Source organism: Lacinutrix sp. WUR7 (genome assembly GCF_016864015.1).
Classification (GTDB): Bacteria; Bacteroidota; Bacteroidia; order Flavobacteriales; family Flavobacteriaceae; genus Oceanihabitans.
Window position 1 is genome coordinate 2,554,949 of the sequence record NZ_CP045067.1, and the last position, 15,492, is coordinate 2,570,440.

A 15,492-nucleotide genomic window follows, 5' to 3' on the forward strand; every position below is an offset into this window, starting at 1 on the left:
TAAAACACAGATAGAACATTTGCGAAGATTTTAGTAAGCAATAGAGAACCTGGCAATAAAAGATATTCGATGTTATAGCTTGTTTTTATAATTCTGGATTCCGTAATTACATTTACTCTTGTTCAAAAATAACGTTTCTTTCCGTGTTTTTCTTATACATGTTCTTAGGAATAACGGCTCTATTTGCAGTGGCACAATAGTTTTTACTATTTGGGTTTAGAATATAGTCGAGTTGATACGCAATCATTGCATCAAAAGGAATAAGGAAATCCTTCGTATCGCATTGTTCTAAGTCTCCTTTATTAAGTAAATTTAAGACCGTATAGACGGACTCAATAGTACTAAGGCAAAGAGATTCTGGTTGTTGCTTGATAATAAATTTTGATTTTATTTTGTTATCAAAACTCACTCTTTTTAGTTTTTGTAAATTCTTACTTAGTTTAAGTATTTTACGTGCACAAGGCCATGTACCATCAATAAGGAAGACGTGTGGATTATTACCCATAAAAGAATTTATTTCTGAACTTTTTCTTATCGATAAGTTGAAATTATCTTTTCCCGGATAAAGTAAGAAAGAGGTGTTTTTTTCTTGTGTCAAGATTTCATTTACACGATTATTATTGGTAAAATCGACACCAACTATAATTTCTGAATTTTCAAGTTGAAGGTTAGTCATATGTCCGGTACCGTTCTTTTCTTTTTTGTATTCTTTTGGGTGCATAAGAATAATAAAACGAGTATTCGTTTGGAAAGGACTAATGTGTTTGCAAATACATGTGCTGGAAGGCCTCATACATTTGTAGCATTCTATTCTTGGGGTTTTTATTTCTACTTGCAAGGGGATCTTTTATTTTTCTAAGTGGTTATATGGTGTTACAGCACGTATTTATTCCGTAAAATATTTCTCGAAGCTATTTTAGCCTCGTTCACGTACCCGTTTTTTCGTCCGTAATATTTTTTAATTCCAATTCCGTAATCGATTCGAATTTTTGTTCGTAATTTTTAATCCATTTTATGTTTTTAGCATTTTTTCCGATAATTCTTTTTCAGGAAACATTTTATTCAGCAGTTCCTTATTCAAAGCCACAAAAATAATTAGTAAAGTAAGAAATATTGGATTGAACTTAATTGGTCCAATTCCGAATATTATGTTTGAATAATAAATGTCAATCAGATTTAGAATTCCGAGAATCAAAGTCAGTCCGAATACATAAACAAATAGCTTTTTGTTCTTAAAATACAAAAGCGTTGAAATTACAATTAATCCAATTCCAGCGTAATACTTATAATTCAGAGTATAATCTGTAAACAATGTAATTCCGATTGAGATTATCAAAAGAATTATTGAAATCAGAAGTAGCATTATGTCTTTACCTATGGTTTTCGTCATATGTGCTGTAACGGTTAAGTATAACGTTCGTTTCGCCTACGCAGCGCGCGGTTGTCAACAGCTTGATCTTTAGCCTCGGCAACAAATTATTCGGAGCTGCGTGAGACTCAGAAAGGCAAGCGAGTTCGTTTTATTCAGAAACTAAGATAAGTTAATTATTTATAGTGACACGATGTAAGTAAAGTTGCAAGAAATGAGCGTTATGCATTGTTGCCTATAGTTTTTTATTCAGATTTTCCTTTTATCTTTCGTTTATAAAATGAATCCCAGAAAGTTTTATCATATTCCACTCGGTTTAATACTGTTTGTTTCTTTTTACGCCATTCGTATTCAATTTCTTCAACATTCTTTAATTCAAAGTCAAATAAATACGAATCTCTCTCGAAAACTCCATAATTTTTATTGTTGTCTTTGTCTAGAGTTTCGTTATATCTACGATTAAAAAATTTTGTAGCATAAAATTTTCCATTACCAGTAATGTCTGAATAGTAACAAATATTTTCTTCTTTTATAGTGGTTAAAACTATATTTTTATAACTGGCAGATTCTTTAAAGTGTTTTTCAATTTCATCTTTATTTAAGCTAGTTTCCCAATTTTCAATAACTTTTATTATTGCAAAATTATCTTTATTAATATACACTCTTCCAGAATACTCGGTTGGATAAGGTTTATTTGTGTAATTCCATTTATTTCTCTCTGTTTGAAATGCTATAATGTACATTCCCTCATCTGTTGGATTATCTGATTTGACAAATTTCAAATTGAATTTTTTATATTTTCTTTTGTGTAAAATATTCGCGTAGCGAATAGCATTTTGTCTATAATGGAAAAATTGAGATGAGTATTTATAATTTTTTGGATTTATATTTTTATTCCATTTTATATGCTCAACTCTTTGGGTTATTACAAAAGGTGACAAATATCCATCGTCGTAGTCTTTTGTTATTAATTCTAAATCTAATTCAGTTAAGTCATTTTTATTTACCAGAACATTACCATATCTGTAAAAATTAAAAGGTTCAGTAGGGTGATTTAGTTTTTTGTTAGAAATCGCCTTTTTTAATACTGTTTTTGGCGATAAGTAGCTAGTAATAACAACTTCGTTTAAATCTTCAAATTTTGATTTTAAATACGTTATATCTTTTAGTTCTTTTAGTGAAACTGTTTTAGTTTCAAAACCCATTGACGAAATAGCAACAGTTGCATTTTCTAGTATTGTTTTCTTAATTGGTAATTCGTAAAAACCATTTTCATCTGCTACTCTGTAGATTTCTTCTTTTTTTATGATTAAGGTAGCAAATGGAATAGGTTCATTATTCTCTTTATTAACTAATTGTCCTTTTAGTATAACATTTTCGCCTATTTCGATTTGCTCTATTTTTTTACCTAAAGCTACTTGTTTACTAGAAATGTGAATGCTGTCTTTTATTGTCTCTAATTTTGGTAATGTTGCATTTTTAAAAAAGATATAACCATCGTGTAATTGGTCTAATCTTGCATTTGTGAAATCGATGAAGTTTAATAACCTAGTTTCTTTTAATGATTGTATTTCTTTTTGGTTTGAGGTTACAAAGAGGTAAGGCTTGTTTAGATTATTCAATTCATACTCAAATGAATTAATTTTAATTGGTGTTGAATGCCATTTTTTAGTTCCTAAATCAAAAAGTGAATCGTTTGCGTGAATTGTTGCTAAGCTATAAGATTTGTCATTTAGTTCTTTATAAATATAAGAACCCATTGAAATAAATTCTTTCGCAATTGGTTTTGTAATACTTGAATTATCGTTCATAATATGAACATTATCTGCCCAACAAATAATTTTTTCGTTTGGATTTCTATTCATGTAACTCAATAGATTATCAGCCATTTGTTTATCTCTGATATTGTCATTTGCATTACCGAAATCTGTTGTCAAGATTTCTTTTTTATTGTAATATGCGTCTTGTGAACAAGCTAAAAGACTTTTGGTAAATTGTTTCCAATTGTAATTGGTTTCATTGGCATCTAAACCTTCTATTAGCTTTATAATTCTATTAACTTCTTTTTCGTAAACTTTATACTTTATATCATCTTCCTCAACTGTTACATTTTCCAAAACTCCTTCTATGATAATTCCAAAATCATCTTCATCTAATTTTAAAGTAATATTCCGTCTTTCTAAATAATCATAAAAATCTTCTACAAATTGCGAACTATTAATGACTTGTGAGTCAAAGCCAATAACTTTTAAATTGTTTTTTTTAATATAGTTTACTACTCTTTGAAATTCTAACGTGCTAGACCAAACTCCCCAAATTGCATTATTAAAATCTTTGGGATTAAAACCATTTTTGTTCATTTTCCATATGTCGTACATTGAAGATTCCATAGCAATAGTTGTAAATCCTAGTTCTTGATGAAGGTACTCCAAAACTCGAGCTTTCATCTCAAAAATATTTCCGTACATATGAGTTTGCTCTCCAAGCATTACAAGTTGTTTTCCTTGCAATTCATTTTTTAGAAACGTTAAATCTTTGTATTCTTTTGATTCTGGTGGAAGAAGTTCTATCGTTTTTAATTCTTGTGATTGAGCTATTGTCAAAAACAAGCAAGAAATTAGGGTGAAAATTATTTTCATTTATTGTAAACTATCTTAATGTTTTAATTCTTGTTCTTCGGGTGGTCAATATTATTGGCAACGGTTTTGTGTTTGATTAGTGGCGTGTTTTAGTAACTAATTTAGCAAATAAAAACCGAATAGAAAATCTGCGAGGATTTTCGTAAGTAGGCTAGAACTAGCAATGGATTATATACGTTGTTATGCACTGACTTTATTGTTCTTTTTTATTCGACCTAGATGTATTTATATTTGCATTTACAGCCTTTTTAGGAATCGGTTTCTTTTCTGTATTTAGAATAATTCCTCTCCTATTGCTCCTTGTTGAACCGTAAGAAGTTGCCTTTGTTTTACTTGTACTTTGTTCTGAAATCTTCTTTTTCAAGGAAGCAATGTATGCATTAAATACCTGTTCTTTAGTTTTGTATTCTTTACCCATATGACCTTCAATTCTATAAAATTCATTTTTAAATTTTTGAACTAATTCTTTTCTGTTTTCAGGTTTTATTTTGGATTCTAATTCATTAACCTTATCAATTAATTCAAAATTATGTGGATTAGCAATTGGTTTTTCAAAATTCTCTCTGTCTGTAATTACAGTTATCCATTTTGTGTCAAATGTTGTTTTTAAAGTAATTGAGTATATCTTTTTAGACTCATTTGAAGGTACTTTAAAATCAAATACTTCAAAACTTTTACATTCTATACATCTTGTTTCTATAAGTCCTTTTAATATCACTTTTTCAAGTCCTTTTTCTTTAGTTGCTTTTTCAACTATTGGTGTTATTACTTTAGCAATATATTCTGAACGTTCTATATCTGTTAAAGCACTTATTTCTTTTAAGTCCTCAACTGCTAAAGCAGCGCCTGCGATAGGTACAAATCCATTGTTAATTCCTGCTTCTTTTATAATAATATCAATTCCTTCTACAGGAGTATTTCCTCCTGATAGTAGTGTAAAACTTAAAGAAGCGAAAATTCCAATTGTTAAAAATAATAGTAGCGATTTTTTCATTAGGTTATATTTTTAGTTAATAATTTATAGTAGCATAATTTTAATGCCAGGTTCGGTTTTCAGTTTGTGCCTAACGTTTATGTATAAGAATAGTTGCGGTTTTGTGTGCGAGGATTTTCCGCAGGAAAATCAGAAGTAACAAAAGTGCACTGTTCATTGTTTAAGCACTAATCTACGCATTATTTTTATGCGTTGTTAGGCAACGTTTTTCAATTGTATTCGATTGTTCTTTCCCAAACTATTCCCAATTCTCCGTTTGAGAATCTTTTTTTTGTAATCCAATTATTGTGATTATCATATTCGTATGTGAAAGAAGTTTGATGTTTTTGATTTCCTTCTTTGTCATACCACTTTTGAATTGTCATATTTTTGTTTTCGTCATATTCGGAAATGAATTTGGTGTAATCTCCGTTCGGTCTTGTTAAGTCAGATTCTACTTCATTTTTATTTTTGTCGTATTTAAAAGTTCTAACATCTTTAATTGAGCCATCATAATTTAAATCAGTTTCTTTAATTAATTGACTTTTAGAATTGTATTTTTTAATTGTTTTAAAAGTATTATTTGATGAGACACTTTTGCTCGAAATGGATACTATGTTACCACTTGAATCATATTGATTCTCTTGAATAGAAATCGGTTTATCTTGCGAATCAAAGTTTCTAAAAAAAACAATATTTCCATTTTTATCAATTTCTGTTTTGCTGGAATTTTTTATATTACCCTTACTATCAAATGTAGTTCTCTTGATTAATTTACCATTTCCGTTTTTTGTTAATATGGTCTTTTCGTAAATCGTTCCATCAGTTTCATATTGCCAATATTCAATTATAATTCCTTTCGGATTGTAGATTTCCTTTCTATTTGTTTTTTGTTTAAGAGCATCTTCTCTTAATAATTCACCACTTCGTTTTGCGCTATAAGACGCTTCAACAATTTCTTTAAAAGTTGGTTCTTTTTCTGTGTCAATTTCTTGAGTATATGAATAATTACAAATTAAAAAGATTGTTAATATGTTCAGTATTTTTCTCATTTTCGTAATGTTGCCTAACGGTTTTGTGTATGATTAGTGGTGTGTTTAAGTAACTAATTTAGTAAATAAAAACCGAATATAAAATCCGAACGGATTTTTGCAAGTATTCTAGAACTAGTAATAAATTATATAGGGTGTTAGCAACTAGCTTTTAATTTTCGCTAATTAGTTTTTTCAATTGTTCTTTTGCTCCTTGTCCAGGTCGATTTGCAAATCCATTTGCTAATTTTCCATTTGGATTGTAAATTAAATAATGAGGAATTGTTTTAATCCCTAGTTCTTCGATAACTTTGGAGGCATTTCCATTTTCGATAAAGAAATTTTGGTTTTTTGATATACCATCCGATTCTATTGCCGATTTCCATTTTTCTTTTTTATCATTTAAACTTAAATAAATGAATTCAATATTTTCATTCTCAAGTTCTTTTTTCAGTATAATAGATTTTGGCATTGTTTCTCTACAAGGTCTACACCAGCTTGCCCAAACATCTATATAGAGCCATTTTCCTTTATTGTTGGATATGACATCTGAAAAAGTGATTGTATCGTTTTTAAAATTAGTTAAAACTAGTTTCTCTGATTTACTAAAATCTAATTTATATTTCTTTTGCAATTCATTTATTTTTTCTGGATTTGTGGTATTCTCAATTAACTTGTTGAAATATTTTTCTTTGTCTTTAACTCTAAAGTTTTGTGCAATGCCGTCATATGTATTAACTAAAAGATGATTTTTTGCAGTTTGGTTGAATCTTTTATCGTTTAGAATAGAATCAAATCTAACTCTTGAATCTATATAAAATGCACCAGAGTTTATATTGTTCTCTTGAATAAAAGAAAGGTCATATTTAGAAATATTGTTTAAATAATCTCTGAAATATGAAAAATTCATTAAAGAGTCGGTTTTTGATAAATCCAAACTGTAAATAGTTTCAATATTTTCTTTATTAGAAAAAGATTTATTTTTTTCTAGCGCTTTCTTTATTATTTTATTGTGTTTATGTTTTTCTAATAACCCTTTTAATATTTCTTTACGATAAACATAGTTGTCATTTGAAATTAATTTCTCTTTTTGTAATGAGTCTAAAAATTTTATTTCTCTTTCTCCATCTTTAATTGCTTGTTGGTAAAAATGAACAGTAGTTTCTTCCATTGATTTTTCCTTACTTAATAAGAAACCAAGAAATATTTTATGATGACTTGGATATTTGTTGTCAAATAATTCTTTGAGTCTAAAATTATTATAGTTCAGTTCAATATCATTAACTACGCGATTAGTGATTTTAGCAATTGGTATTTTATTTTCATACTCAATAACAATGGTATCTCCATTTTTTATTAAATATGTATTAGGTATAGAGGTATATGTATAAGTGTTTAGGGTACTTAATTCCAAATAATCTCTATAATATGGAATTATTAAGGTATCGATTCCGTTCGCTTTAGGTTTCCAATTTCTTATATTGTTTTGTGAATCGAAATAAGTAAATGAAGGACTTTCAAAAATGGAGTAAGGTCCAGATTTTTCATTCGATTGCTGTCCAATACTATCTTGTTTTATATAGTGTTTGTATGATTCAGGTGAATATTTTGAAATTAAAACAATTTGTTTTGGTTTCTCTTTTAATATTTCCTCCGTTATCTTTTCGGTTGTGTTCTTACAAGATATCAGAGCTAAAATTAGAAAAATAATGTTTATTCTGTGTTTCATTTTTTAGCTTATTGCCAACGTTGTTGTGTATGCTTAGTTGCCATTATTATTTGTTAGATCTTCCAATAAGTGAGTTGCAGTGGATTTTTGGATTAAGATGATTGCGTCAAATTCACTTTTCTCATGATAAAATCTAGAATTTTTCGATTTATGATTTCCATTTTTATCGGGATAATAAGCAGCACCAATGGAACTTAGTTCTATGTGTTTTTTTTGTGGCAAATATGAACAGTTAATAAATACTGGGCTTTTTAGAGTTCCATAATTAGTTATAAAACTACTCTTAAGAAATGGGGTAACTGTAACTGGACCTAAAGTATATGTATCACCTTCTAGGTTTTTTAAAGAATTACTATCCGGAAAATAAGCATTAAAAGTGCCCTCTTCAAAATCTTGACCGATTACAAAATACTGGCTACCCATTTTCTGTTTTAAGTATCCTCCTGCACTTCCTGACTCTTTTTTCTTACCTTCATTAAATATAGATTTCATCACATGTCCATTGTGTGCCCAAAAAAAACCTTTTGTTAAAGTGTTTTCATTTTGATAAAATAATATGTTTTCTGCCATTTTTTTATCTCTATAATCAGGTTTTTTACCCAATTTGTTTTTTCCATTTATAATTTGGGTTAAATGACGAAGCAAAATAGTATAGGTATATTCGTCTTTCTGGTTAAATACACTTATGTCAATTGCTTTTTTTTCCGCCCAAGTTGTTTTATATATTTCTAAGTCGTCTGATTTATTTACTTGATGAAAATTAGTGTTTAACATTCTTTGATAAATATTGTCATCTGTTGTTGACAGGTTATATTTTCTCAAAATATTATCCATTTGTGTTATTGTTTCTAAATATTGTTGCATATCCACTCCAACAAAATTGAGTTTGCTAATGGGGTTTTCTAAATTATAGGCTCTCATCCATTTTATTAAAGCAACCATTTCATATGTTTGCCATGGCCATAAACCTATTTCCTTAACCACCTTTATGGCATCATCTTTTTTACCATGTATATATGCATTTGCACGTAAACAACTTGCGTAATCAGCCTCTAAAAAAAAAGTATTAAACTGATGGTTTTCTACTAGATATTTAAACATTCTATGTCGCATTGTGAAAAATTCATGCGTGCCATGTGTAGATTCTCCCATACCTACTAAAGTAATATCATTAAAATAAGAACTTAATTGCTTTAGGTCATTATCATTCTCGGTCACTTTAGATGTAGATAATTCTACATGTTTATTAAGGTCTTGAGAATTCATTTTTTTACCTGAAAAAAGAATAAATCCTAATATTAATATATATTTCCCCATCATTTATTTTTGTTTTAGAGTCTACTAATAAAATACTTACAACGGTTTTGTGTATGGTTTGTTGTGTTTTTAAGCACTAAATGCAGCAAATAAATAACAGTTAGAAAGTCTGCGAGGACTTTCATAAGTAGGTTAAAACTAGTAATTAATTTTATGGGTTGTTAGCCTTTCGTTACTAATTTCTTTTAATTGGTTTAAAGTTTATTTAAGTGAAATACTCTTTCATTTTTAATAATTATTAAAGATGTAATTTCATTCGAGCTATCTCTTATAAACTCTCCTTTAAAGTAAATATCCGTTTGTCCAAATATCTTATCTATTGTTTCAAAATAGTAATAATCCATATCTTCAAGATCTCCATCAAAAATGCCTACTAGGTCATTGTCTTGTATCTGAATTTTATAGTTTAAATCTGGAATTGGACCACCATAACCTTCAACCTTTACAACCTTAAAAGTACCCACATATTCATTTAGTTGTGCCATTGTTAGATGAACTAAATTATGTGGTATAAAATCGGGAATCGGTTCATTACTTTCAATAAGTGTGTTAATATGTTTGTATGCATTAATTGCGTTTTCTCTAAATGGCATAACATGTGTTAAAGTCAAGTTTTGCCAGCCAGCATTTTGATATAGAGCTACATCATTTTTATAGTACGGGTCATTTAGGAAAAAATCAATCATCTCATCTTCTAATTGAGGCTGATCTAATCTGTAATACCAATCTTTACTTTTTGCTAACTCGTCCATCACTTTATCTGTAATCAAGTCCAATCGATTATCGAACTTGTCTATTTCGTATTTGTTATAAATATATATATCGTGTAATGGCTCTATAATTGCTTTTAGATTTTTTGGAACATTATCAACATTTTCTATGAGGTTGGTATATCCATTTGCATGAATTTTCATGTGGAAAGCGTTCATAATAGCGAATCTTAAAAAAAGTTGATTATCATTTTTATAATCATCATATGTTAGTTTATCGGTTTGTACTAAGTTGATGATGGAATCTTTTGTTTTATAATAAGCAATTAGTTCGTCCGATTTTTGAATATCTAGTCCTAAATCATTTTGTACTTCTTTTAAAATAGAAACAATCTTATTTTCGGTTTTACGCTGTTCGTTTTTATTATTTATTTGAAGTGCGATAAGAATACCAATAATAACAAGTACAATCTCGCCTATAGCGTACAGTACGTATTTGCTAAATTTATTTTCTGAAAGTAGGTTTTTGCGAATTTTTCTAAAGAATTTTATCATTTGGCTAACGGTTTTGTGTATGCTTAGTTGCCTGTTTAAGCAACTAATTTAGCAAATAAAAAACGAATAGAATATTCCGCAAGAATATTCGTAAGTCGGCAGTAACCAAGCCATTAATTTTACACGTCTTAAGTTTGTCTTTCATTAAATTTAACTAATAAATAGAAAGAACAAATGAGAGAAATAAGATTAGTATACAGGGTGAAGCTTTAGACTTCGACAACATTGATAATCCTCTCTCTTTTACTACTAAGATTTCGTTTAGTTCTGTGAGACCTAGATCTCGTTTTCAAGTTGTTGAAACATCAGTAGCTATGTTCTTTCCAAAATGCAAGTTGTTATGAATAAATATAAAGAAATTTATGGAATAGACATCAGTAAAGATGTCTTTGATGTTTATGGTTCAAAAAGTGGGCATAATCAATTTAAAAATGATGCAAAAGGTTTTGTAAGCTTTGTAAAACATTTACCAAAAGACGTTTTAATAGTCATGGAAGCTACAGGCTATTATCATTATCGTTTAGCACAGTTTTTATATAAATCAGGAATTAGCGTTTCTGTAGTAAATCCATTATCTGTAAAGCGATTTATTCAGATGAAATTAGCTAAGGTAAAAACAGATAAAAGTGATGCTAAAGCAATAAGTGAATATGGTGAAATGAATGATGTCCCATTGTATTCCGCTTTAATAGATGTTCAGAGTGAGTGTTTACAGTTGTTTAGACTATTGGATATTTATATAAAACACAGAACAGTGACAAAGAATAAACTAAAAGGAGAAGAAGTTTTAGGAATTCCTTCAAGATTTGTTTATCGTTCTTTAACTAGAAATCTGAAGCATTTAAACAAAGAGGTTTTAGTATTGGAATCTCGTCTATTAGCATTAGTAAAACAAGATCAGCAGCATCAATTAACATTGATAAAAAGCATTCCAGGAATGGGAGTTAAAACCGCTTTGTTTTTAATAGTAGTAACCGATGGATTTAACAAGTTTGAAAACGCATCACAGCTATGTAGTTATGTTGGAATTACTCCCACTATACGAAAATCAGGGAGTAGTGTAAGAGGTCGAAGTAGAATAAGTAAAGTAGGTAACAAGAAACTAAGGAATTTATTGTTTTTATGTTCTTTTTCAGCGTGTAAGCACAATAAGGCTTGTAGAGAGATTTATGAACGATTAGTAGCTAAAGGGAAAAGTAAGAAGCTGGCATTAATAGCAGTAGGTAATAAGCTATTAAAACAAGCTTTTTCTATAGCAAAGAGTGGACGACCTTACGATGAAAACTTTGTTTCAAGGTTAGTTTAAAATTACTAGTTTTTTAACTCAGTTCTTTGTTAGCCATCTGGCATTTCTTTCACGTTGTATTGAATGTCCTTAATCTTTAATTTTAGCCAAGTCCATTTGCCACTTTCTAATTTCCAACTTGCTTCGCATTCGATAGGTATTTTTATTCCATTCCGTTCTTCTGTTTGTGTTGCAATTACAGTCCATTCGGTTGGTTCTACTGCATTGGAATCTTGAAAACGCATTGCAACAAATTTTTTAAAGTTTCCTATTTCATCAAAGTGGAATTCTCCCGAACCTTTTGCTCCGTTATATTTCATAGTTGCTTTAGCGGAATATTCATCCAAAGATTCCCATTTAATATATGGACTTAAAGACGCTGAAGGAAACCAAACTATTTCTGCTAAATATCTTTGTAAGGTAGCTTGGTCAATTTTATCGCTGTTTTTGGCATCTGCTACAGAAATTAGCGATAATAACTTTATTATCATTTCTCCATTTCCGTTCTCAAATTTATCTCGACCAACTACGCTAAAAATTGAATTCATTTTAGTATTAATGTTCCAATTAAATGCTGGCGGATTTATCGTAAAATATTGTTCCGCTTTTCCATTGTTCCAGTTTTCTTGGTCGGGACTTAATTTAAGTTGTAATTCTTGAGTCAAATGCACATTAGAAATTGGACTTTTACCAATTGTTCCGCTGTTAATCAGCCACTTTTGTACAATTGAAGGTAATTCCGAAATAGTCTCTTTTGTAATTACTATTTCACTAACAGCCTGTGAGTTTTCAAACAGTTTTTTCCTTTCTTCGACAATCTTATTTTTAAAACTAAAGTTTGAATAAGCTATTATTACAGAAACGAGAATTATTAGGTTTGCTATTGTACCAAATTTTGCGTCAGACCAATAATTAAAAATCAAAACTTGTGAAGCAATTACAGCCAAAAATCCACTTAACCACCAAAAATGGGACTGAAAAATCAATAAAATCATTGTAATTGCAAAAATAACAAATGTCAATAACCATATTAATCCAAAAGTTTTAGAAATCGGTTGTGAAATAGCATTAAATTCAGATATGCCAAATGCTTTCAGAAATCCGAATAAGTGGATAATTCCGTGTATTCCAATTAATATGATTAAAGCTATTCGCATACTTTTTTTCTGCTTGTGGCTAACGTTGATGTGTATGATTAGTTGCGTGTTTTAAGCACTAAAGTTAGCCAATAAAACCGAATAGAAAGTCCGCGAGGACTTTCGTAAGTAGGCTATAACCAGCAATTAATTATACACGGTGTTAGGCACAGTTATTATTTCTGTTTAATGATTTCAATTAATTTATTCAGTTGATAATCTTCTTTTAGGAATATTTGGTCTAAACTTCTTTCTATTTTAATGTCAGGTTCTGTTCCAATTCCATCTAATATTTCACCGTTCTTTTGAAAAGAAACCATTGTGCTTATTTTTCCACGTAATTCTGAATTTGGTAATTCAAATCTTTCGCTATTTCCACTTGAACCATCAGTATTTACTCCAACTATTTTTATGTTTGGTAAATCCTTAAATACAGAAACTAAAACAGAAGCAGCACTAAAACTCCTTTCATTCGCAAGTATATAAATTGGTTTATTGTAATGAAATTTGTCTTTGGTAATTTTCTGACCATTGAGAATATAATAATGAAACTCACTAAATTTTTCTTTACTCAAATCATACATTGGCTTAAATGAATACATAAACTTGTCAACTGCATTTTGCTCTTTAATGTCTAAATCATCTTTTGATAATAAATAACGACTTTGTAGTCTCTCTTTAAGTTCTTTATTTAAAGGTAGTTTTCCTCTTTGTTTGGTTGCATTAACAACATAAATAGAATCGGGATGAATAAAGTAGCCAGCTAATTCTTGAATTAAGTCACGAGTTCCACCACCATTATCTCTAACATCTATAATTAAGGCATCACTTTTTTTGGAGTTTGTCATAAATTCATTTAGATATTCAAAGAAAACTGGACAACTCTCTTTTTCTAACATTTCGCCAATTTGGATATAGCCAACATTATTGTTTAAACTGAAAAACCTTTTGATGAAATCCTTATTGTTATACTCTTCTTCTTTTACACGAAAAGTGCTTTTAAAAAAACGTTCATCCCATAATGTTGCTCTGTTTTTTCCATCAACAAGTTTTACGCTTATTTCTTTTTTGTTTCCTTTGTCGTCAGATAATGTTATCGGTAACGGATTTGGCAACTCTATTTTAAGTATTCTAAAAATAGTTTCAATGTCTCTTAAATCTCTAATAGCATTCGTTATATAAGCATCTTTAGGTGCAAGGATTTCTCCAATTTTGATTTTTGGCAGTATTTCTTGGATAGGTGTGCTATTAATAGAATGTAAATATGGAAATTCTGAATTCCAAAATTTATATTCTTTAATTTCTTTGTAATAATCGACCACCAAAACTTTTTCCTTAAATGGTGCAAATGCAAGTGTTAGATAAAGTGAATCACGTATGTCATAATCTTTTATATACGAATGTCGGTCTCCTATTTTTCCAATAGTTTTGGATAAAAATAGTCCAAAATCAAATTGAGTGATTTTCTTGTCAGTTACAGAATTTAAATAATTTTCAAAATCTACTCTGTAGTCGTATCCGTTTAATCCTTGATAGGAAGATTTGTTCTGAAGAATTTCATCAACAATGGTTAAATCCTTTTCGATTTGAGCTTTGGATAAATATTCAGTTTCACGTTGAGCCTTGCAAGAAAGCGTGAATATTGATAATAAAATGACTATGTAGATTTTCATTGGCGATTTTTTTTAATAGTGCCTAACGTTTTCGTATATGGTTTGTTGCGTGTTTTAAGCAACTAATTTAGTAAATAATAACTAAATAAAAAGTCCTCACAAACTTTCGTAAATAGGTGAGGACTTAGCAATAAATTATATACGGTGTTGTGCGTTCGTTATTTATTATCCGAAATTATTGTTTCAGCGTTTTCATTTGCAGGATTAAGCTCTAATGATTTTTTATATGCTTCAATTCCATCTTCTTTTTTTCCAAGTGCTAAAAGACATTCTCCCAAGCTATCCCAAGTATTGAAAGCATTAGGATATAATTCCGTATTGAGAGTTAAAATTTTTAAAGCATTTTCATAATTGTCTTCTCCCATTAAATTATATCCAAAGCCATTAATTCCATTTTCAGAAATGTCGTATTTAGTGTCATTTTTGTTTTCTTCTTTTATTATTCTGATAATCTGATCAACAGATTTCCCTTGAGAATAGAGGTCATATAATTTTTTCTGATTAATACGCTTAACTTTCTCTTTTTGTTCCGCCAAAGTTTCTACGCCATATTCGATTCGTTCGGCATCCGAAATTTTTGTAGTATCCATTCTTGCAATTTGCCAAGGTTCACCTTTTCCATATTTATGATATTGAGTACCATAAATTTGCAGTTCATCTTTACTTAATAAATATCTGTCAATTGCTGCTGCTAAAAGCCATTTGTCAGCTGTAGAATCAAGCTCTATTGATTTACGCATCATTTTAACTGCCATTCCGTACGCAGTAGAATCTCCTCCGTGTTGATAAACCATAGCTGCATTACGATAGTCTTTAGAAGTCCTAACTTTATTTGAATCCAAAAGTTGATAAACCCTTAGTTCTCTCAAACTGTCTCTTTTTGAAACAACACTCCAGTCAATATTCTCTCCTGCTTGTCTATCAGCTTGGTCGTTTTTATAAATTTCAACTAATTCAGCATTATCCTCAATTACTTCTTTTAATTCGGTTTGTGAATTTTCATTATTCGTTTTACAAGAAACAAATCCGAAGATTAAAATGATTAATAAGGTCTTTTTCATATGGTTTGGTTTAA

The 15,492-nt window shown here is 29.4% G+C and carries 11 protein-coding genes; 1 reads left to right on the forward strand and 10 read right to left on the reverse strand.

What is annotated here, in order from left to right:
- Positions 1–112 precede the first annotated feature (112 nt).
- The 7 genes from FG167_RS11070 to FG167_RS11100 form a co-directional block, all read right to left on the reverse strand.
- Positions 113–838: a tRNA-uridine aminocarboxypropyltransferase gene (locus FG167_RS11070; protein WP_255564080.1), complete on the reverse strand. Its 726-nt coding sequence runs from the start codon at positions 836–838 to the stop codon at positions 113–115.
- A 776-nt stretch (positions 839–1,614) separates the two neighbouring features.
- Positions 1,615–4,008 carry an erythromycin esterase family protein gene (locus tag FG167_RS11075; protein ID WP_203458334.1) on the reverse strand — a complete coding sequence of 798 codons (2,394 nt, stop codon included), beginning with the start codon at positions 4,006–4,008 and terminating at the stop codon, positions 1,615–1,617.
- A 193-nt stretch (positions 4,009–4,201) separates the two neighbouring features.
- Positions 4,202–5,002: a hypothetical protein gene (locus FG167_RS11080; protein WP_203458335.1), complete on the reverse strand. Its 801-nt coding sequence runs from the start codon at positions 5,000–5,002 to the stop codon at positions 4,202–4,204.
- Between the two features lie 209 nt (positions 5,003–5,211).
- A complete protein-coding gene (locus tag FG167_RS11085) occupies positions 5,212–6,033 on the reverse strand; it encodes a hypothetical protein (protein ID WP_203458336.1) in 822 nt (273 codons plus the stop codon).
- 151 nt (positions 6,034–6,184) lie between these two features.
- Positions 6,185–7,426, reverse strand: coding sequence for a TlpA disulfide reductase family protein (locus FG167_RS11090; protein WP_203458337.1), 1,242 nt, complete (start codon positions 7,424–7,426; stop codon positions 6,185–6,187).
- Between the two features lie 348 nt (positions 7,427–7,774).
- Positions 7,775–9,061, reverse strand: a complete 1,287-nt coding sequence (locus FG167_RS11095) for an erythromycin esterase family protein (RefSeq protein ID WP_203458338.1) — start codon at positions 9,059–9,061, stop codon at positions 7,775–7,777.
- Positions 9,062–9,252: 191 nt separating this feature from the next.
- Positions 9,253–10,323 (reverse strand): DUF6090 family protein, encoded by a 1,071-nt coding sequence (locus tag FG167_RS11100; protein WP_203461149.1) that lies wholly within the window; start codon positions 10,321–10,323, stop codon positions 9,253–9,255.
- 340 nt (positions 10,324–10,663) lie between these two features.
- Here FG167_RS11100 and FG167_RS11105 point away from each other — a divergent pair, with 340 nt between their 5' ends.
- A complete protein-coding gene (locus tag FG167_RS11105) occupies positions 10,664–11,629 on the forward strand; it encodes a transposase (RefSeq protein ID WP_203458339.1) in 966 nt (321 codons plus the stop codon).
- A gap of 29 nt (positions 11,630–11,658) precedes the next feature.
- Here FG167_RS11105 and FG167_RS11110 read toward each other — a convergent pair whose 3' ends face one another.
- From FG167_RS11110 to FG167_RS11120, 3 genes are all read right to left on the reverse strand, one after another.
- Positions 11,659–12,765, reverse strand: a complete 1,107-nt coding sequence (locus tag FG167_RS11110; RefSeq protein ID WP_203458340.1) for a DUF6544 family protein — start codon at positions 12,763–12,765, stop codon at positions 11,659–11,661.
- 155 nt (positions 12,766–12,920) lie between these two features.
- Complete coding sequence (locus FG167_RS11115) at positions 12,921–14,417, reverse strand: S41 family peptidase (RefSeq protein WP_203458341.1); 1,497 nt, start codon at positions 14,415–14,417, stop codon at positions 12,921–12,923.
- 158 nt (positions 14,418–14,575) lie between these two features.
- A complete protein-coding gene (locus FG167_RS11120) occupies positions 14,576–15,478 on the reverse strand; it encodes a tetratricopeptide repeat protein (RefSeq protein WP_203458342.1) in 903 nt (300 codons plus the stop codon).
- Positions 15,479–15,492 lie beyond the last annotated feature (14 nt).